Raw genomic sequence first — 21,116 nt, 5'->3', positions numbered from 1 at the left:
GATATTATGAAAAGTTTTAAGTATACAATAATAAAAGAGGATGGGAAAAAGCAAACTGATGTAATTGAAGCTAATGATTTTAATGAAGCTAAAAGTCTTCTTAGAAAAAGAAATCTTAGAGTTCTTGAAATCAAAGAAAGTAAAAGTAAAAATATAAATATATCTTCTAGAAAGAGAAAAAAAGACTTAGGGGCTGACCAAATAAGCCATTTTTGCAGACAGTTTGCTATTATAGTATCTTCTGGTATAAATAGTATTTCTGGATTAGAAACATTAGCAGGAAGGTCAACTAATGTTACATTAAGAGAAGAAATAAATCGTATAGTAGCAGAGATAAAAATAGGTTCTACTATTGCTGACTCAATGCTTGCACCAAAGTCTAAGTTTCCAAAGTTACTTGGTGCTATGGTGGCTACAGGTGAGGCTACAGGTAAACTAGATGAAGTATTAAAAAGTATGGCTTCATTTTATTCCAGTGAGCATAGAGTTAAGCAAAAGCTTAGAAATGCAGCTACATACCCATTAATAGTTTTGATTTCTTCATTTATAATGATTTTTATATTTACAGCATTTATGGTACCTAAGATGATTAATTCAATCACAACAGTAGGTGCCACTCTTCCACTTGTAACAAGGATTGTTATGGGATTTGGTACATTTATGAAGACATTTTGGCCAATAGTACTTTTAGTTATTATACTGTCTATTTACCAATTTAAGAAGTATCTAAAAACACCAGTGGGTAGAGCTCAAAAGGATAGAGTTATAAATAAAATTCCTGTATTGGGAAAAGGTATAAACTGTATGGTGGCTACACGATTTTCAAGAGCATTGTATCTATTTGTATCAACTGGGTATCCATTAGTTCAAGGTCTCGATTATATTATAGATAGTGTAAATAATACTATGGCAGAAAAGATTTTAACATCAGCAAAAGATGGAATAACAAGAGGTGAAAGTCTAGCAGAAAACTTAGAAAGATATACGTATTTTGATTCAGTTTTAGTGCAGATGATAGCTATAGGGGAACAGACAGGGGAATTAGAGAACATAAGTAGACAGATGGCTGAATTCTATGAATATGAATCCGAAATTTATCTAAATAGAATGGCATCAATGATAGAACCTGTTTTAATAATTGCAGTTGGTATTATAGTTGCGGTACTGGTTGTATCAATATTCATGCCAATGCTTAGTATATATGATGCTATGTAGGAGGGAAAACAACAAATGAATAAGGTTTATGTATCATATTATGGTGATTCTATATCCATAGTTGAAGGCAGATACAAACATGATAAAGATAAATTTTATATAAAAAACTTTAATGTATTTTCAATAGAGGATATTGCTCAAGATTTTTCTAAAGAAAAGTATGCTCTATTGAGATATGCATTAGAAAATGTAAAGTTAAAATCAAAACATATAGTGTTTTGTTTGAATACGAGAGATGTAATTCTAAAACCTCAAAAGTTGCCTAAGATGGATAAAAAAGATTTAGATGGATTTATGAAGCTAGAAATGGATGAAATGATGGCTCTGGAATCAGATGAGTATGTATTTTCATATGAAGTATCTAGTGAGATATCTGATAGGTCAGAAGGTGAAGAGGCTAGTTTAAATCTGATTATTGGGGCTATAAAGAAAGAAGAAGTAAATGCAATTGTAGATATAATACATGAATTTGATTTGGTATTGGATAGAATAGATACATTATCAACAGCTTATTTAAGAATTCTCAAGAATTTAGATTACAATGATATAATGGTGACAAATATAAGCGATAATAGCACAATTATAAACATATATAAAAAAGATACTTTATTTATTAGTGATAATATACCAATAAGAATAACTGCTAAAGATATGGAAATGCAATTATTAAATGTGGTCGAAGAGTCAAAAGGACTTATGAATTACTATTCGTCAAGAAACTTTGGTAAGGTAACAGATACTATATTGATATTGGGGAAAAGGTACTCTAATAAATTAATTTATGAGGCTTTTAGTTCTGCATTTTCAAACTATGTTTCTCAAGGTCTTACAGAGATAATGGATATAGCTGATATGGTATCTGGTGATATAGATGAAGATGATATAAATTCAATTGTAGAACTTTTAGGTTGTATGATAGAGCCTAAAGACAAAAAAGATTTTGAAAATATAAATTTTCTACCAATAGATATACTTAGAAAACAAATGAAAGCTAAACAAATAAAAAGTGTAATGAAAATAGCACCTGTGGTTATTTTAGTGATTTCTATTCCATATTTATGTTTAATTTTTTCAAACAGTTTAGCTAATAAAGAACTTGAAAATGTAAATGATGAAATAAGAAATATTGAGTCTGCTTACTATCAAATTGGAAATATAGAAAAAATGATACAAAGTAAAACAGAAGAAATAAAGGTATATGATATGTTAATTGGGAAAAAGGTAAAATGGGAAAATCTATTGGATGATATAGATAAAAATACCCCAAGTAGAGTTGAACTAATGAGTTTATCAACGACTTATCAAAATCTTGGAACTACTAATAAAACTGAGAACTCAAATAACAATAAAACTACCACAAATAAATCAAGTAGTAATGAAACAAAATCAAATACAAAAAGTAGTAGTGATGGAGATAAAGCCAGCAGTGATTTAAATGAAGATAAGACTACAAATGTGTCAGAAGCATTAACTGGAGATAGTGGAACTGATAGTGCTGATACAGATAAAGATGATAAAACACCATTATATGATAAGATACCAAATGTTATAAACATAGAAGGAAATGCTAAAGATTCTTCTTATGTAGGTCAGTTTTTATATAAATTAAAGGGCTTGTATTATTTTGAAGATGTTAAACTGCATAGCATAAAAAGCAATGAAGAGAATTCCAACTATACATTTAATATGACATTATACCTGAAAGAAGGTGTATTAACTAATGAATAAGGACATATTTAAAAAAGATATAAAAGATATATTTAAAATGGAAGTTAGTCTAAAGGGAATACTTATAAAAGTTGTAATTTTACTTGCTATTTTATCCTATGGATATTTTGGACTTTATCCACAATACGAGAAATATGTTTCTACAAAAAATTCTGTAAAACAAGCTACACAAAAATTAAATACATACAAAGAGAAAACAGCTCTTATGCCAAAATATGAAAAACAACTTAAAAATATTGAAACTGAATTAAATGAAAAAAGTAAAAACCTATTATATGATATGCAAGATGGTCTGTTTCTAATTGGTTTAGACAAGAAAATGAAAACATATAATATTGACTTAACTAGCTATGATGTTGGAAATATTAGAGAATATGAACATTTTTATGGAATATCAACAACAATAAGTGTTAGAGGAGATTATAGAAATGTTAAAAAATTGATGGCTTATTTAGAAGAGCAAAAAAATGTTACTCAGATATTAGACTATACTATGACTTCATATATAGAGCCAGAAAAAGAAGAACAAGAGACAACAAGTAATAAAGACTTAATTAAAAATGTGAACATAAATAAAGATACAAAAATATACTGGGTAGAAGGCGAAGATAAATGGCATTTATATAATGGCTGTCCATTGATAAAAGAAGGAGAAATTCTTAAGAATGACAAACTTTTAGATAGGTCAACAAGTTATCTATGTAACACTTGTGTACTTAGAGCTGCAACAGAAAAAGAAACAAAAAAAGAAGTAGTAACTCCACAAGCAGAAGGTGTAGTAGAGGCTACATTTAAATTTATAATGTATACTAAAGAAAATACTACAATGGTACTTGATACAGATAATCCATCTTCGTGGAGACCAGGAAAATATAATCCATTTAAATCTAGTGCAAAATAAAACCAAATAGGTTTTAAAGATAGGTGATGAGCTTGTACAAAAACAATGAAAGAGGTCTTACTTTATTAGAAATAATAGTAGCTGTATTTATATTGACTATAGTTTTAAGTATTTCTTATAAAGTATTTAATGGTATAACATCAGCAGTAAAAAAACAACAAATCATTACAGATGCTCAAGTAAATATTAATTTAATTAATAAATATTTAAATAGAGACTTAGAAAACTGTAAGGATGTAACAAAGAACAGTTCAGGTAGTGGTTATGAATACAATATAGAAACTCCAGAGAATACAGTAAAGTATGAAGTATCTATAGATACAAAAAACAATACAGGAGTATACTCTGTAACAAGAATTCAAGAAAATACCACTAATACTGAAGATGCACTTAGAGAAGAAATAATTTCTAATCAACCATTAGTTCAAAACAATAAAGAAATGAAGGAAATGCCATTTAAAATAGAAAAACAAGCTGATAAATCTATTTATACAGTAAGTGTATATTATAATGAATCAGCTCAAGAAGGCCAGAAAAGCAGTGATTTAAATAATAAGACTTATACATTTGATGTTATGTCAAGAATTGGGTAAATGGGAATTTATTTAAAAAATAAGTAGGTTGATAAAATATGAGTAAAAAGAGTAATGAAAAAGGATTTTCTTTAATTGAAGTATTAGTAGCTATGGCGATTATGGGAATTATATTATTTGCATTTTTTAATATTATCAATACTAATGAAAAGGCCAACACTAAAAATGAAGCAGATATAAGTTCCTTAAATTATGTTCAAAGTGAAATAGAGAACTTAAGAGAGAAAATAAAAAGTGGAACATTTGATTTTGACAGTCTGGATAAGCGAGAAGATGGAACAGTGGAATATGAAAAATTAATAGATAAATCAAACAAAGTCGTATATGATAAAGTACTTAACAAGGATGATGTGAGTTTATATGATACTCCATATAAAGAGATTACAACAGTAGAAGATAAAGACGGAAATATAATTGACAAGGAAAGTATTACAAACAAAGTAAAGGTTATTGTAGATGATAAAAGTGGTCAAATATACAAAATAACTGCAACGGGAAAAAGCATGAATGACTATTCAAGTAAAAAAGAAGTTAAAATTGTAACTGAAATATTTAAAGATAAATAATTTTACTTGGGGGTGAGATTTTGAGGAAGTATAATAAGATAAAAAACGAAAGAGGGGCGGCATTAGTTTTAGTTTTGGTTGTAGTAGCATTGCTTTCTATTGTTGGATTGACATTTTCAAATCAGATAGCTAATAGAATAAAATCTACAAAGACTACTAATGAGGGTATACAGGCCAAGTATCTAGCAGATACATGTGTGGAAAATAGTGTTGATAAAGCATATGAAAAATTGTATGATGAGCTTGAAAAAATAGATAATGAACTTAAAAGTGAAAATCAAGAAAAATCAATATCAAGGTCAGCATTAAGAAATATATCAAGTTTGGAACTTAATAATCAAGATGAGGAAAATCTTCCAGTGGAGAGACTTGGGTATATGAATAATATAAAGTTCTATTTAAATAAAGCTGCTCCAGATTTAGAAAAAGCTAGTATAGAGTTAAAAAAATTACAGGGTTTAAATATATTTGAGGATAGGGATATTGAAGATATAGCTGAAACTATTCTTTCACATAGAGATTCTACATTAAGAATTTGTAAGACTTATACTTCTGGAGATATCAGTAAAATAAATGAAAGTATTTTGGTTGGAGATATAGATTCAACTACATTACTTCAGGCAAAGTTAGTAAATAATGATATTCTTTTAAAAATGTTTTTAGAAGGAAATAAAGTTGAAAATGAACATTTAAATGGGACATTTTCATACACTTATAAAGCTTTAGATAGTATTTCTTTGGCAATGCAAAATATGATTGAATACAGACATACATTTCATATTGATGAACCAAAAGTAGAAATATATGATGGAATTCCAGATTCTCAACAATATTATGACTTAATACAAAATCCTATAATAAATGGGAAGAGATATGGTTGGAATAGTAACTGGGATACATTAGAAAACTTGTTAAAACTCTTACCAAATCAAACTGAAGGATTTAATGCTTTGAGGGTTCACTTGAGAAATAATGTAAGGAAATTTGAAAAATTAAGTGAGAATATATATAGTGGAAATAAAAATACAGCAGAAGATTTTTTGGAATATAAAGAGTTACTATATGAGATATCAGACCAATGTAATCAGTTAAAAAGTATGTCTTATGAGAAAATACCTGTTAAATATGATAATATGACTTTGATAACAACTTTTGATTATATACAAAATGAGCTTTTAGCGGAGATAAAATGTAGACTGAAGGAATTAAAACCTCAAGAAGTTGATAAAACAGAAGATGCTACTATAAAAATACCTTTTTATAAAGCTGACTACGACATGACGAAAGAAAGCTGGCCAGAATTAAAAGAAAATGGCTCAGGGGCAGAGTTAAGTTTAGTAGTAACTGGTGATAAAGATGGAATAAAAGAGGTAGAAGTTAAAGATGGACAAAAAAATATTCTTGGATTAGGTGTTGAAGAAAACTCAAATTCAAAATATGAAGTTGAAGCTAAAGTTAAATTTAATATAAATGTAGATTCAAATATATTAGATAATTATGACATAAAAGATAAAATTTCAATTAGTCATGACATAAGTTCGTACAAAAAAGTAAACTAAACACAAAACTATAACTTAGTATAAACTAATAAGTAATAAAATGACTTTGTATGTTTATTACTAAAAAAGTAAGTAAATTAATAAAAGATATGGAGAATAAATATTATGTATATTTATGATTTATTAGAGCAAGCAATAAGTTTAAATGCATCAGATATACACATAACAGTTGGTACAAATCCTGTAGCTAGAGTAAAAGGTGGATTTGTAAAGCTAAGTGAACAAATCTTGACACCAGAGATAACGATGCAAATGGCAAAAGACATAGCAGGGGAATCTATGTTTAAAGTAATAGAAGAACATGGAGAAGCTGATTTTTCAGCTTCTCTAAAAACTGGAGAAAGATTTAGGGTAAACTCCTATAGACAAAAAGGAAATTATGCAATAGCAATAAGAACTATAACAGCAGAAATACCAACTTTTGAGAAACTAGGACTTCCAGAAAACATAAAATCTTTTACTGAAAGACATAAAGGATTGGTTTTAGTTACAGGACCTACAGGAAGTGGTAAAAGTACAACACTTGCAAGTATGATAAATATAATAAATGAAACGCAACAAAAACATATAATTACACTAGAAGACCCAATAGAGTATGTCCATCACCACAAACAAAGTTTAGTAAACCAAAGAGAAGTAGGAACTGATACAGAAAGTTTTCACTCAGCTCTTAGAGCTATTTTACGTCAAGACCCAGATGTAATACTAATAGGGGAAATGAGAGACCCTGAGACTGTGTCAATAGCGTTAACAGCCGCAGAAACAGGACATCTAGTATTTTCAACACTACATACAGTTGGTGCTGCTAAGACAATAGACAGAATAGTGGACATGTTCCAGCCAGCCCAACAACAACAAATAAAAACTCAATTGTCTACAGTGTGTGAAGGGGTAGTATCACAACAATTACTTCCTACATCAGATGGGAAGGGTAGGATAGCTGCAATTGAATTGATGTTTGCAACACCAGCAATAAAAAACCTAATAAGAGAAGGAAAAACATATCAAATTCCAAATATGATACAAACTGGAGTTAAAGCAGGTATGAAAACTATGGATCAAGATTTAATGGAACTTTATAAAAATGGAAAGATTACAAAAGATATGGCACTTAGTAGATGTACTGACCAAGAATTTATGACTAGAATGATAGGTGGAGTAAGTTATAATGGAAATTATAGTCGTTAATTTATATGTATTTGTAGTTGGGCTAGTATTTGGAAGTTTCTTTAATGTTTGTATTTTTAGGATTCCAGAAGGTATATCTATCTCTAGTCCACCATCTCATTGTATGAGTTGCAATACTAGATTAAAGCCTATGGACTTAATACCAGTTTTTAGCTATTTAATGAGTGGGAGAAAATGCAGATATTGTGGTGAGAAAATTTCTAGTAGATATGCTATAGTAGAGTTAATTACAGGAATTTTATTTTTAACAGTATTTATGGTTTATGGAATATCCATATCAACTATTTATTATTTGGTTCTTGTATCTTTATTAATTGTAATAACATTTATAGATATTGACCACTTTATAATACCAGATAGGATACTAGTTTTTGGGGCTATATTTGCTATAATTTTTAATCTTCTACTAAAAGAAGTTTCAATTAAAGATTCTATTATAGGTGCTTTTGTATGTGGAGGAAGCGTTTGGCTTATAGTAGTTCTAATTGAATTCATAATAAAAAAAGAATGCATGGGTGGAGGAGATATTAAACTATTCGCAATGTTAGGCTTATATATGGGTGCTAAAAATGGTCTTTTAACAGCTTTACTGAGTGTTTATGTAGGAGCAGTATATGGAATTTGTGTGATAGTTTTGAGCAAGATAAAGGGAAAGAAATACAATTCTGTTATACCTTATGGGCCATTTATATCAATTGGAGCATTAATAACAATTTTATTTGGAAGACAATTACTTGAATTTTACTTTTCTATACTTATGTAGAGGATAGTTAAGTTTAATGTAATTTTAATTTTTATAAAAGTGAATTAAAGTAATCAATAAGGACAATATTATTATTAACCCTACTACATAGTACTGTAGACTATGGAGTATATAATAATAATTTCCTTATTTTTTGCATATTTGATAAATAAATCCTTATATATTTTTTGTGATGGATTAAAGAAAAGTTCGTATAATATGCTTTTTATTTACATAGTAACTGTAGTTTTATCTGTATTAATATATCTAAAATTTGGGATTAGTACAGAATGTGTACAATATATAGTATTGATTCCATTTTTAATAATTATATCTATTATAGACTACTACACAATATATGTATATGATATAACAATAGTTAGTGGTATAATAGTTCAAGGTGTAATTTTTTTAATCTTTTGCAATATAGTGCAAATTGACTATATAAGTCATATATTTGGACTGGCAATAGGTTTTATTATACCTTATATTATTGCTAAATTTACAAAAGGATTAGGCTATGGAGATGTAGGTCTCTATAGCTTATGTTGCTTTGCATTGGGAAATAACTATGGATTTTATGTGATAATTTTATCATTTATTTTAGCATTTTTATTTTTTGTTATTTTATATGTAATTAAAATTTTTAAAAATATAAATATCAAAAAACAAATTCCTTTTACACCATTTATTTCTCTAGCGACAATTATAATAATATTTACAGAGTATAATATATTTGATTTTTATTATAGTTTGTTATATAAATTTCTATAACAGGAGGTAAAAAATGTACGTAGTAGTAGGGTTAGGAAATCCAGGAAAAAAATACGAAAAGACTAGACATAACGTTGGATTTGATGTCATAGATATTCTTGCAAAAGAATACAACATTAGTGTTACTAAAATAAAACACAAAGCTTTAATTGGCGAAGGTAGAGTAGGTGCTGAAAAAGTATTACTAGTAAAACCACAAACTTATATGAATTTAAGTGGAGAAACATTAATAGATATATATAAATATTATAAGGTAGATTTAAATAATATAGTAGTAGTGTATGATGATATAGATTTAGATGTTGGAAAGATACGCATAAGAAAAAAAGGAAGTGGTGGTACTCATAATGGAATGAAATCTATAACGAAGTGCTTAGGTTCAAATGATTTCCCAAGAGTAAGAGTAGGTGTATCTAAGCCAGAAGTTGGCCAAGACTTAGCAGATTTTGTACTTTCTAGATTTAGAAAAGAAGAATCTGATAATATAAATGAAGCACTAGAAAAAGCGGCGTGTGCTGTTGACTCAATAATAAGAGAAAATATAGACATGTCTATGAACAAATACAATGGATAGTGAGAGGGAGATTTAAATGAATGATGTTTTTTTATATCCTTTGCAGAACTCAAAAGAGTATAAAGATATAATAAACTGCATAAAAAATACAAAAGGCTCATTATTGGTTAATGGACTTTTACCAGTACAAAAACCTCATATATCATATTCTATGTTTAATGATTTGTCACGACAAATGATTTTTATCACAAGTAGTGATTTAGAAGCAAAAAAAGTATATGAAGATTTAAATTTTTATGTTGGAGATAAGGTCGAATATTTAGGGTTTCAAGATATTTACTTTTATCATTTAGATGCAAAGGACAGAAACGAAGAAGCAAAAAAATTAAAGGTGTTGTTAAAACTAGCAAAGAAAGAAAAAATAATTTTAGTGACTTCTATTGAAGCCGTTCTAAGAAAATATATACCAAAACAAGTTTTACTTGATAGTGTGTCTCATTACAAAGTGGGGGATAGTTTAGATTTAGAAAAATTAACTGAGAAGTTAGTTTCCTTAGGATATGAAAGAGTTTCAAAAATAGAGGGGTTTGGTCAATTTAGTATAAGAGGTGGAATTATTGATGTGTTCTCGCTTGAGTATACAAATCCGATTCGTATGGAATTATTTGATGATGAGATAGATTCCATACGAACTTTTGACGTATTTTCTCAAAAATCAATTGATAAATTACAACAATTCTCTATAACCCCTTCAAGAGAATTTATTTATCCAGAAAAAACTACAGATGCATTAGTTAGATTAAAAAAAGAAACAACTAAAAATACTGATGAAGGAACCTTTCAAAATATAGAATATATATCAAGTAAGACCTATTTTGAAGGTGTAGAAAACTATATAGATTATATCTATCCAGAAGAAAACAAAAGTATATTTACTTATCTAGCAGATGATGCAATAGTATTTATCAATGATATAACAAGACTTAAGGAAAGATGTGAAAATTACTTAAATGAGTTTAGAGAAAATTACAAATTAAACCTTGAAAGAGGTTTAGCTATTAAAAATCAAGGAAAACTATTATACCACTATACAGATTTAGAGTACCTAGTAAAAGACAAGTCTGTAGTCTTAAATTCACTATTACCAAAGTCTATAAATAACTTTTCTGTAAAATCCATAATAAATTTTGAAAGTAGAGAAGTACCTACATTTAATGGAAAAGTAGACTTACTTGTAGAAGAATTAAATCGGCTGAAATACAATGGCTATAAAATAATTTTGGCTACAAATACATTGGAAAGAGCAAATAAATTAGGAAAAGATTTATTGGATAAAGGCTTAGAAACAACTGTTTCTAAAGATAGAGATATTGAAATTAAATCTTCTCAAATTGTAATTGTACCTGCACATATAAATAGTGGTTTTCAGTATAAATCCATAAAATTTGTTGTTATAACAGATAATGAAATGATAGGGGTCTATAAGAGAGCCTCTAAGACTAGTAATAAAAAAGCCAAAAAAGGAAAGAAGATAGAGTCATTTTTAGATTTAAGCGTTGGAGATTATGTAGTACATGAAAATAGTGGTGTAGGTAGATACACAGGAATTGAACAGATTACAGTTAACGCCATCAAAAAAGATTACATGAAAATAGTTTACCAAGGTGGAGATAATTTATATGTACCAATAGATCAGATGGATAAAGTACAAAAATATATTGGTGCAGAGGTAGAAAAAGTTAAGTTAAATAAGCTTGGAACAAATGAGTGGACAAAGGCAAAGGCAAAAGTCAAAAAAGAAATTGAAGATATGACAAAAGACTTAATTGAACTCTATGCAAAACGTGAAAAGATACAAGGGTATAAGTTTTCAAAAGATACACCTTGGCAGGCAGAGTTTGAATCCTTGTTTCCATATCAAGAAACAGAAGACCAATTAAAAGCAATAGAGGAAACTAAACATGATATGGAATCAAGTAAAGTAATGGATAGACTTGTTTGTGGAGATGTTGGCTATGGAAAAACAGAAGTAGCAATTAGAAGTATTTTTAAGGCATGTATGGACCAAAAGCAGGTTGCAGTATTAGTACCAACAACGATACTGGCTCAACAGCATTACAATACATTTAAAGAAAGGTTTGAAAATTATCCTTTGAGAGTGGAAGTTTTGAGTAGATTCAAGACTCCAAAGCAACAAAAGCAGATTATTGAAGATGCTAAAAAAGGGTTAGTAGATATTTTAATTGGTACTCATAGAATAATATCTAAAGATATAAATTTACCAAACTTGGGTCTTGTAGTTATTGATGAGGAACAAAGATTTGGTGTAAAACACAAAGAAGCTTTAAAGAAAATTAAATCTACAGTAGATGTTCTTACACTTTCAGCAACTCCTATACCAAGAACTCTACATATGTCTTTAAGTGGGATAAGAGATATGAGTGTTATAGAAGAACCCCCGCAAGAAAGACATCCTGTAATAACGTATGTTACTGAGAGTAAGGAAAGCGTAATTCAAGATGAAATAGAAAGAGAATTAAGCAGAGGTGGACAGGTATTCTTCGTATACAATCGAGTTGAACATATTGAAGAAATGGCAAGTATGATTCAAAAGCTTGTGCCAGATGCTAGAGTAGCTGTTGCACATGGAAGAATGACTTCTAAATCACTAGAAAATATAATCTTAGGATTTTTAAATAAAGACTATGATGTGCTAGTGTGTACTACAATAATAGAAACAGGTATGGATATATCCAATGCAAATACCATGATTATATACGATGCAGATAAAATGGGATTAGCTCAGTTATATCAGTTAAGAGGTAGGGTTGGAAGAAGTTCCAGACAAGGATATGCATATCTCATGTATGAAAAAGATAAGACTTTAAGTGAAATAGCAGAAAAAAGATTAAAGGCTATTAGGGAATTTACAGAATTTGGATCAGGCTTTAAAATAGCTATGAGAGACCTTGAAATCAGAGGGGCTGGAAATATTTTAGGTTCTCAACAACATGGTCATATGGCAGTCATAGGTTATGATTTATATGTCAAAATGCTTAATGATGCAATCAAAAAGGTTAAAGGTGAGCCTATTGTTGAGGAAATTGATGTTGAAATAGATTTAAGTGTAAATGCATATATTCCAGACAATTATATTAAGGATGAATTGATTAAGATTGAAATGTATAAGAAGATTGCTTCTATTGAAAATAGGGAAGATATGTTGGATATACAAGAAGAACTTGAAGATAGATTCTCTGATATACCTAAACCAGTACAAACACTACTTACAATAGCTTATATAAAATCATTGTGTAAGATATTAAAAATAGAAAAAATTAGACAAGTGAAAGATGAAATATTATTAGTTCCAATAACAAAGTATAGAACTAAACAAAAAATAGGTTATAATATAGTTACAGAATTAGAAGAACTGTTAGAAAAAATGTGCAAGGTAAAATAACTTGTAAATTTAAGAAGGGATGTTTTAAATTTGAAAAAAGTAATAACGTTAGTAATAGCTATGATAGTTGTAGTATCAATAACAGCTTGTAGCGCAAGCACAGATGGAACTGTAGCAACAGTAAATGGTACAAAAATATCATCAGATGAATTTAAAAAAACTATAGCTCTTTATAAAGATTCTATGGAACAAACTTATGGAAAAGACATTTGGGACAAAGAAGTTGAAAAAGGAGTAAAGTATAAGGACAAGTTTAAAGACTTAATTCTTGAACAACTTATAACTACAGAAGTCATATATTCACAAGCTAAAAAAGATAACTTACTTCCTAAAAAAGAAGATGTTGAAAAAAGTTTTAAAGATTTAAAAGACGCTATGAGTAAAGATGAAAATTATAAAAAACAACTTGAAAAATTAGGTATAGATGATACATTTTTAAAAGACCAACAAGAAAAAGATTTAGCTATGCAAAACTATCAAGCTAATTTTACTAAAGAAACTAAAATATCAGATGAAGAAATGAAAAAATACTATGATACACATAAAGATGAATTCAAAAAAGATGAAGTAGAAGCTTCTCATATTTTATTAAAAACAGTAGATGATAACAATAAGCCACTTTCAGAAGCGAAGAAGGCAGAAGCCAAGAAAAAAGCTGAAGAAGCCCTTAAAGAAGTTAAATCAGGTGAAGATTTTGCAAAGGTTGCAAAGAAATATTCACAAGATGCTTCAGCAAGTGATGGTGGTAAATTAGGATTCTTCTCAAGAGGTCAAATGGTAGCTGAATTTGAAGAAGCAGCGTTTTCTATGAAAAAGGGTGAAATATCTAACTTAGTTGAAACTCAATATGGATACCATATAATTAAAGTAACAGACAAAGTAAATGAACAAACACCATTTGAAGATTCTAAAGAAACTATAAAAGAGCAATTATTAAAAAATAAATATCAAGAGAAAATAGAAAAATTAACTAAAGAAGCTAAAGTAGAAAAAGATGAAAAAGTAATAAATACAATCACAATATAAAAACTAAAAAAATAGTAATATGCTTAAAAAAGCTATATCTGGAGAAGATATAGCTTTTTTTGTATATTTTTCTTAACAATGGTAAAAATAAACTTAAAGTAATTTATGGAGGGATTAAAAAATATGAAAGCAACAGGTATAGTTAGAAGAATAGATGATCTTGGAAGGGTAGTTATCCCAAAGGAGATAAGAAAGACATTAAGAATTAGAGAAGGAGATCCTTTAGAGATATTCACAGCAAAAGATGGAGAAGTCATACTTAAAAAATACTCTCCAATAGGAGAATTAAATGAATTCTCTCAGGAATATGCTGAAACATTAGCAGAAGTACTAGGATATGGTGTATTAATAACAGATTTAGATTCTATAATAGCTGTATCTAAACTTCCTAAAAAAGATTATAAAGAAAAAAGTATAAGTGATGAGTTAGAAGCAATAATAAGTGAAAGAACAGTAAAATACTCAAAAGATAAAAATATTTTACCTTTATTTAAAGAAGACCAAAAGGAATATATTAGTCAAGTTATTATGCCTATAATTAGTGCATCTGGTGACTGTATAGGTTCGATTGTAGTTGTTTCAAAAGATAAAGATACAATTGCAGAAAGTGAAGAAAAATCTTTAAAAATAGCTGCTAACTTTTTAGGAAAACAAGTTCAATAATTTTATCATAAAGACCTTTTACGTGAAGGTCTTTTGAAGTTTTTGTTTAAAATATTGAATATAGCATTAAAAATATGGTATATTAAAGTTTGTTATATAAACAGTATGGAGGTTATGTTATGAACAATAACAAAAACAAAGACTCCTTTTTAAAAGGAGCCCTTATACTTGGGCTAGCAGGTGTAATTGTAAAAATAATGGGTGGATTTTTTAGAATTCCCCTTGGAAACATGATTGGTTCAGAAGGAATGGGATACTATCAGGCTGCTTATCCTGTGTACACTCTATTTTTAACATTAGCTACTGCTGGATTCCCAACAGCTGTGGCAAAGTTGGTTTCGGAAAAAGTTGCCATTGGAAATTATAAAGGTGCAAATAAGATATTTAAAGTATCACATACAGTTTTATTTATAACTGGTATAATATCATTTTGTATATTGTTTTTTGGAGCCGACTACATAGTAACAAACATAATGAAAAATCCTGGTGCATTGTACTCTATGAAAGCTATTGCTCCAGCTTTATTATTTGTTCCAGCAATGTCAGCATATAGAGGATATTTCCAAGGGAGACAAGACATGACTAAGATTGCTGTGTCTCAAGTTGCAGAGCAATTTTTTAGAGTTGTATTAGGTCTTACTTTGGCTTACCTACTTATGAAAAGCTTTGGGCAAACTTTAGGAGCAGCGGGTGCTATATCAGGAGCTACAATAGGTTCAGTAGCATCTATGGTTTATCTGATGTTTGCTTATATGTTAGGAAGAAGAGAACGTAGAGCTGAGATAGATGCGAGTCAAAGGTTTAAGGATGAACAAGTTTCTTATATCTTTAAAAAGCTTTTAACAGTTGCTATTCCGATAACAATAGGTGCATCAGTAATGCCACTTGTAAATATGATAGATAATGTTATTGTAATAAGAAGACTTATGGAAGCAGGCTTTACATATAAAGTAGCAAATTCAATGTTTGGTCAATTGACAGGTATGGCAATGGCAACAATAAATTTACCAGCCGTTATAACAACTGCAATGAGTATGAGCTTAGTTCCAGCTATTTCTAAAGCATATGCATTAGGTAATAAATCAAAGGCTAGAAAAGATACTAAAAGTGCTGTTAAGGTGACTTTACTTATAGTATTACCTTGTGCGTTTGGTATGGCATCATTAGCGATACCAATAATGGGTCTTTTATTTCCACATGAGCCATCATCTGTAGGAACTATCTTGTTTACTCTTACTCCATGTGTACTGTTCTTAGGATTAATACAAACATTGACTGGTATAATTCAAGGAATGGGAAAACCAATAGTTCCTGTAATTGCTTTATGTGTGGGTATGTTATGTAAGATTGTTATAAGTTATACATTGACAGGTATTCCAGATATTAATGTATTAGGTTCAGCTTTTGGAACAGTTACAGCATACTTTGTGGCAGCTATGATTAACTTATTATATGTTAAGAAATATATGAATGTAAAATTTCCTAAGAAGGAATTTATAATAAAACCATTTATAACAGTTATGACAATGTTTATAATGGTTAAATTGAGTTATGGTGCTTTAGTTGGATTATTGGGTAATAGTATATCTACAATAATCGCAATAGGTGTTGGTGGTATTGTATATGTAGTAGTTATACTTGGAATAGGCGGAATTAAAAAAGAAGAGATACTAACTATGCCAAAAGGTGATAAATTATATAAATTGTTAAAAAAAGTTAAACTTATAAGATAATATAGGAATATATATGCAAATAAAGGAAATACTATACAAATAGTAAAGCTCCTTATTTGTATAACAATACAAAAATAAAGTGAAATTTGCTAATGGGAGTGATGTTATGGGTAAGATAAGTATTGTAGGGCTTGGACCAGGAGACTATTCTCTTATAAGTCAAGGTGTACTGGAATCTTTAAAAAATAGCCCTAGAGTCTTTTTTAGAACAGAGAAACATCCGATAATTGATAAGCTTAAAGAAACTATACAATACACTTCTTTAGATTACTTTTATGAAAATGAGGAAAACTTTGAGAGTGTTTACTTAAAAATATCTGAATTTATTATAGAAGAATCTACAAAAGGTGACTTAGTATATGCGGTTCCTGGTCATCCAAGGGTCGCAGAAAAGACTGTAAGTATAATAGAGAGACTTGCCAATGAAAAGCACATAAAAGTGGAGATAGTACCTTCTATGAGCTTTGTAGACGCTATGTTTAACTATTTAGCTATAGACCCATCTGATGGATTTAAATTGATAGATGCTTTTGAGATAGAAAACTCATATATAGATTTAGATACAAGTATGATAATAACTCAAGTGTATGATAAATTTATAGCATCAAATGTAAAGTTAAAACTTATGGAATATTATGATTATAATCAAGAAATATGTATAGTAAATGGAGCAGGTGTCAAAGATTTAGAAAGTAAAAAGTTTATAAAATTATGTGAATTAGACAGAAATGAAAACTTTTTTGACTATTTAACTAGCTTATATATACCCAAAAGTTCTAAAAAGATGTATAATACAGTACATGACTTAGAAATAATAGTTAATACATTAAGAAGCCCATCTGGATGTGAATGGGATAAAAAACAAACACATCAATCATTAAAAAATTCTGTTATAGAGGAAGCATATGAACTTTGTAATGCAATTGATAATAATGATATAGATGAAATGGTAGAAGAGCTAGGAGACGTTCTTTTACAAGTTATATTCCATTGTCAGATAGGTAATGAGGAGGGCTACTTCGATTTAAAAGAAGTGGTAAATGGTATATGCAAAAAATTAATTCATAGACATCCTCATATATTTAATGGTGTAAAATTAGATATGTCTAAGTTTGAAAAAACTTGGGAAGAGTTAAAGAAAGAAGAAAAAGGCGAAAGCACTGTAACAGATGGCCTTAGAAGAATACCAAAACATTTACCAGCTCTTATGAAGGCTAGTAAAGTTCAACATAAAGCAGCTCTTGTTGGCTTTGATTGGGACAATGTAGAAGATGTATTTAAAAAAATTGAAGAAGAATATCAGGAATTACTTGACGAACACAGGGTCGGGAATATAAAATACATAAAGGAAGAACTAGGCGATTTATTATTTTCGATAGTAAATCTAGCTAGATTTTTAGACATAGACTCAGGAGAAGCCTTGAACTGTACTACAGATAAATTCATAAATAGATTTGAGTTTGTAGAAAAAAGTGCAATGAATTTAAATAGGAAATTAGAAGACATGACACTTGAAGAGATGGATGAATTTTGGAATCAGGCTAAAAAACAATAAAATTGTGGAAGGAAATTTGTCAAAAATCTAGAACTTTTATCAGAAAGATAGGAGTCTATATTATAAACATTTTTAGGAGGTAAATATCGTGAATAAAGCTGAATTAGTATCAAAGATGGCAGAAAAAAGTGGATTAACAAAGAAGGAAGCAGAGGCTGCGTTAAACGCATTTATGAGTTCTGTTCAAGATGCACTAGTAAATAATGAAAAAGTTCAATTAGTTGGATTTGGAACATTTGAGACAAGAGAAAGAGCTGCTAGACAAGGAAGAAATCCAAGAGATCCAGAGCAAATTATAGATATACCAGCTTCTAAAGCACCAGTTTTCAAAGCTGGAAAAGGATTAAAGGATACAATAAATGGATAATTAGAAATCTTGTGAAAAAGTGTGGATAAATTTACCACACTTTTTCTATAGAGCTAAGGAAGGTGATAATTATGAGATTAGATAAGTTTTTAAAAGTATCTAGGATTATAAAGAGAAGAACTGTTGCTAAAGATGCATGTGATAAAGGAATTGTCACTATAAATGGAAAAGTCGCTAAATCTTCTTCAGAAGTGAATATTGGAGATACACTAGAAATACAATTTGGAGAGAAGAAGATGAAGTTTAAGATAAATGAAGTAAGAGAGCATGTATTAAAAAATGATGCAAAAGAAATGTACGAAATTTTAGAATAAAATTAATAGTCCTCTAGTATATTAATAGTAGTATTAGTGAAATATTTACTGGGGGGATATTATGGAACAGAACATAACTTTGAAAGATAGATCAAAGCTGGTTATTTCAGGAGTTGAGCACATATATTCTTTTAATGATAAAAGAGTAGAGCTTAAAACTTCTGTTGGTGAGATGGTAATTGAAGGCGAAAACCTAGATATGAGCAAGCTAAGTATAGACGAAAATATAATTAGCATAGATGGAACTATAAATTCTATGGTATATGCAAAGCCTAAAAAGCCACAAGAAAGTTTTTTGAAAAAGGTATTTAGATAGATGATACCTTTTACTCAAGATGTAAGTATTTTCTACGCTACTATTTATGGTGGAATACTCATAGGAGTGTTGTTTGATTTTTATAGAAGCCTGAGAGGGAGTTTTAAATTCATCAATTATTTTGCAATAATTTTTGATGTATTATTTTGGTTTCTAGCAACCATTATAATATTTATAACAATAAACCTTACAGAGTTTTTTAATTTAAGATATTACCATTTTGTGGCTTTGTTTATTGGTTTTATTTTATACTATAACACCATAAGTAAAATTGTTTTATCAATTATCAATAAAATAATTCGTTTTGTGAGGAATTCTTTTAAAAAAGTTACATACTACATAGTCAGTTTTTTAAACAATTTGTATTACGTTATAATCTATTCACTACACCTACTATTTGATATTATATTTTATATACCAAACATATTTATAGCAACAAAAAAAAGTATAAAGAGAAAATCAAATAAAAAATCAAAAAACAAGAAAAAATCAAAATCTAAGAAAAAAACTAAAACTAAAAAAAGGGTGTAGGAAAAATGAACTTAAGAAAAAAATTTTCAGGACAAATTATTGTTATCAGTTTATTTTTAGGAATATCAATTTTTAGTATAATGACAGGATTTGTATTTGAGTACGAAAAAGCTAAAGAATATAAAACAGAAATAGCAAGTCTAAATAAACAATTAAAAAAGACTGAAATACAAATAAACAGCTTAAAGAAAGATGAAAAATCATATGAAGGAGACTTAGAAGAAATAGCTAGAAAAAGGTTAAACATGGTAAAACCTAATGAAACCGTTTATGTAGATATAAATCGTTGATTAAAAGTTGCCAATAAGTCTACGAGTATTGATTTTAAAATTTAAGATTGAATAAAAAAGTCATTCAGTTTAAGGATGACTTTTTTATTTTGATTTAAGGAGGAATTTTATAATGAAAATAGGAGCTATTGATATTGGAACAAACTCAATGAGATTGTTGATAGTAGATTATGTGGATGGAAAACTTATAAATAGAAAAAAATTTGTTAACACAACTAGAATTGGGCAAGGTGTAGATAGCAAGGGATATATAAAGGAAGATGCGATTCAAAGAAATATAGAAGCATTAAAAGAATTCTCTGACAAGTGTAATGATGAAAAATGTGAAAATATTTATTGTATGGGGACATCTGCTCTTAGAGATAGTAAAAATGGAGATTATTTTGTTAAACTAGCAAAAGAAGAGGCTGGTATTGATGTTGACATAGTTACAGGGATAGAAGAATCAAATTTGGGCTTTAAAGGTGTTTTAGAAGGCATACAAGAAGATAATGATATTATTGTTATAGATATTGGAGGAGGCTCAACAGAATTTATTATAGGTGATTCAGATGGAATTAAATTTAATAAAAGTGAAAATGTAGGAGCTCTTAGAATGACAGAAAAATTTTTAAAACACGATATCATTGAAAATGAAGAGTTTGAAGCTATGAGTTCATTTATATATAACGAAATCAGTGAGACTTTAAATTACATAAAAGAAAAGGGATTAAAAACTCTTATAGGTATAGGAGGTACAATCACATCATTGTCAGCAATGAATCAAGAATTAGAAATTTACTCTATGGAAAAAATACATAACAGTAAGATATGCAAAAAAGAAATAGAAGAAATTCTACAAAAATTAATAAAGATGACATTAAGTGATAAAAAGAACTTAAAAGGGCTACAAGAAAAACGTGCGGATATTATAACTGCTGGTGTAAAAATATTGAATATAATAATGGAAAAATTAGAAATAGAAGAAATAACCGTAAGTGAATACGATAATTTGGAAGGCTTAATATGTCAAAAGTCAAAAAAAATGTATTAATATTTTTTGATATTTGGAACCGATTATGACAAAAAAAATTACTCC

21 protein-coding genes are annotated in these 21,116 nt (G+C 28.7%); all 21 read left to right on the top strand.

All coding sequences use genetic code 11. From position 1 onward, the window contains the following. The first annotated feature begins 6 nt into the window (after positions 1-6). The 21 genes from IC173_RS13740 to IC173_RS13640 all read left to right on the top strand — a co-directional run bounded on the left by IC173_RS13740 (position 7) and on the right by IC173_RS13640 (position 21,071). Positions 7-1,215 (top strand): type II secretion system F family protein, encoded by a 1,209-nt coding sequence (locus IC173_RS13740; RefSeq protein ID WP_227436325.1) that lies wholly within the window; start codon positions 7-9, stop codon positions 1,213-1,215. Positions 1,216-1,230: 15 nt separating this feature from the next. Further along, positions 1,231-2,943, top strand: a complete 1,713-nt coding sequence (locus tag IC173_RS13735) for a PilN domain-containing protein (protein ID WP_227855719.1) — start codon at positions 1,231-1,233, stop codon at positions 2,941-2,943. Next, positions 2,936-3,844: a type 4a pilus biogenesis protein PilO gene (pilO, locus tag IC173_RS13730; RefSeq protein WP_227855718.1), complete on the top strand. Its 909-nt coding sequence runs from the start codon at positions 2,936-2,938 to the stop codon at positions 3,842-3,844. Before IC173_RS13735 ends, pilO begins: the two co-directional genes overlap by 8 nt. Before the next feature lie 26 nt (positions 3,845-3,870). Continuing rightward, complete coding sequence (locus IC173_RS13725) at positions 3,871-4,437, top strand: prepilin-type N-terminal cleavage/methylation domain-containing protein (protein ID WP_227835012.1); 567 nt, start codon at positions 3,871-3,873, stop codon at positions 4,435-4,437. 38 nt (positions 4,438-4,475) lie between these two features. Continuing rightward, a complete protein-coding gene (locus IC173_RS13720; protein WP_227436318.1) occupies positions 4,476-5,003 on the top strand; it encodes a prepilin-type N-terminal cleavage/methylation domain-containing protein in 528 nt (175 codons plus the stop codon). Positions 5,004-5,023: 20 nt separating this feature from the next. Further along, positions 5,024-6,562, top strand: coding sequence for a hypothetical protein (locus IC173_RS13715; RefSeq protein WP_227825277.1), 1,539 nt, complete (start codon positions 5,024-5,026; stop codon positions 6,560-6,562). 105 nt (positions 6,563-6,667) lie between these two features. Next, complete coding sequence (locus IC173_RS13710; RefSeq protein WP_227436312.1) at positions 6,668-7,750, top strand: type IV pilus twitching motility protein PilT; 1,083 nt, start codon at positions 6,668-6,670, stop codon at positions 7,748-7,750. Further along, on the top strand, positions 7,731-8,513 hold the full coding sequence (locus tag IC173_RS13705) for a prepilin peptidase (RefSeq protein WP_227825278.1): 783 nt from the start codon (positions 7,731-7,733) through the stop codon (positions 8,511-8,513). The genes IC173_RS13710 and IC173_RS13705 overlap by 20 nt, the downstream gene beginning before the upstream one ends. Before the next feature lie 198 nt (positions 8,514-8,711). Next, positions 8,712-9,266: a prepilin peptidase gene (locus IC173_RS13700; RefSeq protein WP_227436308.1), complete on the top strand. Its 555-nt coding sequence runs from the start codon at positions 8,712-8,714 to the stop codon at positions 9,264-9,266. A gap of 13 nt (positions 9,267-9,279) precedes the next feature. Beyond that, on the top strand, positions 9,280-9,840 hold the full coding sequence (pth, locus tag IC173_RS13695; RefSeq protein ID WP_227483597.1) for an aminoacyl-tRNA hydrolase: 561 nt from the start codon (positions 9,280-9,282) through the stop codon (positions 9,838-9,840). A 16-nt stretch (positions 9,841-9,856) separates the two neighbouring features. Next, positions 9,857-13,243: a transcription-repair coupling factor gene (mfd, locus tag IC173_RS13690; protein ID WP_227436304.1), complete on the top strand. Its 3,387-nt coding sequence runs from the start codon at positions 9,857-9,859 to the stop codon at positions 13,241-13,243. 30 nt (positions 13,244-13,273) lie between these two features. Beyond that, the gene (locus IC173_RS13685; protein WP_227436302.1) at positions 13,274-14,269 is read left to right on the top strand and encodes a peptidylprolyl isomerase; all 996 of its coding nucleotides are present in this window, start codon (positions 13,274-13,276) and stop codon (positions 14,267-14,269) included. A 123-nt stretch (positions 14,270-14,392) separates the two neighbouring features. Continuing rightward, positions 14,393-14,932: a stage V sporulation T C-terminal domain-containing protein gene (locus tag IC173_RS13680; protein WP_227436300.1), complete on the top strand. Its 540-nt coding sequence runs from the start codon at positions 14,393-14,395 to the stop codon at positions 14,930-14,932. A 119-nt stretch (positions 14,933-15,051) separates the two neighbouring features. Then, complete coding sequence (locus IC173_RS13675; RefSeq protein WP_227436298.1) at positions 15,052-16,665, top strand: polysaccharide biosynthesis protein; 1,614 nt, start codon at positions 15,052-15,054, stop codon at positions 16,663-16,665. Between the two features lie 106 nt (positions 16,666-16,771). Further along, positions 16,772-18,220 carry a nucleoside triphosphate pyrophosphohydrolase gene (mazG, locus tag IC173_RS13670; RefSeq protein WP_227436296.1) on the top strand — a complete coding sequence of 483 codons (1,449 nt, stop codon included), beginning with the start codon at positions 16,772-16,774 and terminating at the stop codon, positions 18,218-18,220. A gap of 88 nt (positions 18,221-18,308) precedes the next feature. Then, entirely contained in the window at positions 18,309-18,587 is a 279-nt protein-coding gene (locus IC173_RS13665) for an HU family DNA-binding protein (protein ID WP_227436295.1), read from the top strand. Positions 18,588-18,658: 71 nt separating this feature from the next. After that, on the top strand, positions 18,659-18,901 hold the full coding sequence (locus tag IC173_RS13660; RefSeq protein ID WP_227436285.1) for an RNA-binding S4 domain-containing protein: 243 nt from the start codon (positions 18,659-18,661) through the stop codon (positions 18,899-18,901). Positions 18,902-18,962: 61 nt separating this feature from the next. Beyond that, positions 18,963-19,217, top strand: a complete 255-nt coding sequence (locus IC173_RS13655; protein WP_003421411.1) for a YabP/YqfC family sporulation protein — start codon at positions 18,963-18,965, stop codon at positions 19,215-19,217. Next, positions 19,218-19,748, top strand: a complete 531-nt coding sequence (yabQ, locus tag IC173_RS13650; RefSeq protein WP_227436283.1) for a spore cortex biosynthesis protein YabQ — start codon at positions 19,218-19,220, stop codon at positions 19,746-19,748. A 5-nt stretch (positions 19,749-19,753) separates the two neighbouring features. Then, complete coding sequence (locus IC173_RS13645; RefSeq protein WP_227436281.1) at positions 19,754-20,038, top strand: FtsB family cell division protein; 285 nt, start codon at positions 19,754-19,756, stop codon at positions 20,036-20,038. 112 nt (positions 20,039-20,150) lie between these two features. Beyond that, a complete protein-coding gene (locus tag IC173_RS13640) occupies positions 20,151-21,071 on the top strand; it encodes a Ppx/GppA phosphatase family protein (RefSeq protein ID WP_227855717.1) in 921 nt (306 codons plus the stop codon). The last annotated feature ends 45 nt before the right edge of the window (positions 21,072-21,116 follow it).

The sequence above is a fragment of the Clostridioides sp. ES-S-0048-02 genome, from assembly GCF_020658495.1.
Lineage (GTDB): Bacteria > Bacillota > Clostridia > Peptostreptococcales > Peptostreptococcaceae > Clostridioides.
Note: the sequence above shows the minus strand (reverse complement) of the source record. Positions and strands in the feature narration are given on the sequence as shown.

What these genes read in the sequence shown, in the direction of transcription:
- mazG (WP_227436296.1), top strand. Translation starts at nt 16,772, where the DNA reads ATGGGTAAGATAAGTATTGTAGGGCTTGGACCAGGAGACTATTCTCTT.
- mfd (WP_227436304.1), top strand. Translation starts at nt 9,857, where the DNA reads ATGAATGATGTTTTTTTATATCCTTTGCAGAACTCAAAAGAGTATAAA.
- IC173_RS13725 (WP_227835012.1), top strand. Translation starts at nt 3,871, where the DNA reads ATGAGCTTGTACAAAAACAATGAAAGAGGTCTTACTTTATTAGAAATA.
- IC173_RS13675 (WP_227436298.1), top strand. Translation starts at nt 15,052, where the DNA reads ATGAACAATAACAAAAACAAAGACTCCTTTTTAAAAGGAGCCCTTATA.
- IC173_RS13720 (WP_227436318.1), top strand. Translation starts at nt 4,476, where the DNA reads ATGAGTAAAAAGAGTAATGAAAAAGGATTTTCTTTAATTGAAGTATTA.
- IC173_RS13655 (WP_003421411.1), top strand. Translation starts at nt 18,963, where the DNA reads ATGGAACAGAACATAACTTTGAAAGATAGATCAAAGCTGGTTATTTCA.
- yabQ (WP_227436283.1), top strand. Translation starts at nt 19,218, where the DNA reads ATGATACCTTTTACTCAAGATGTAAGTATTTTCTACGCTACTATTTAT.
- IC173_RS13705 (WP_227825278.1), top strand. Translation starts at nt 7,731, where the DNA reads ATGGAAATTATAGTCGTTAATTTATATGTATTTGTAGTTGGGCTAGTA.
- IC173_RS13660 (WP_227436285.1), top strand. Translation starts at nt 18,659, where the DNA reads ATGAGATTAGATAAGTTTTTAAAAGTATCTAGGATTATAAAGAGAAGA.
- pth (WP_227483597.1), top strand. Translation starts at nt 9,280, where the DNA reads ATGTACGTAGTAGTAGGGTTAGGAAATCCAGGAAAAAAATACGAAAAG.
- IC173_RS13740 (WP_227436325.1), top strand. Translation starts at nt 7, where the DNA reads ATGAAAAGTTTTAAGTATACAATAATAAAAGAGGATGGGAAAAAGCAA.
- IC173_RS13700 (WP_227436308.1), top strand. Translation starts at nt 8,712, where the DNA reads ATGCTTTTTATTTACATAGTAACTGTAGTTTTATCTGTATTAATATAT.
- IC173_RS13735 (WP_227855719.1), top strand. Translation starts at nt 1,231, where the DNA reads ATGAATAAGGTTTATGTATCATATTATGGTGATTCTATATCCATAGTT.
- IC173_RS13680 (WP_227436300.1), top strand. Translation starts at nt 14,393, where the DNA reads ATGAAAGCAACAGGTATAGTTAGAAGAATAGATGATCTTGGAAGGGTA.
- pilO (WP_227855718.1), top strand. Translation starts at nt 2,936, where the DNA reads ATGAATAAGGACATATTTAAAAAAGATATAAAAGATATATTTAAAATG.
- IC173_RS13710 (WP_227436312.1), top strand. Translation starts at nt 6,668, where the DNA reads ATGTATATTTATGATTTATTAGAGCAAGCAATAAGTTTAAATGCATCA.
- IC173_RS13645 (WP_227436281.1), top strand. Translation starts at nt 19,754, where the DNA reads ATGAACTTAAGAAAAAAATTTTCAGGACAAATTATTGTTATCAGTTTA.
- IC173_RS13640 (WP_227855717.1), top strand. Translation starts at nt 20,151, where the DNA reads ATGAAAATAGGAGCTATTGATATTGGAACAAACTCAATGAGATTGTTG.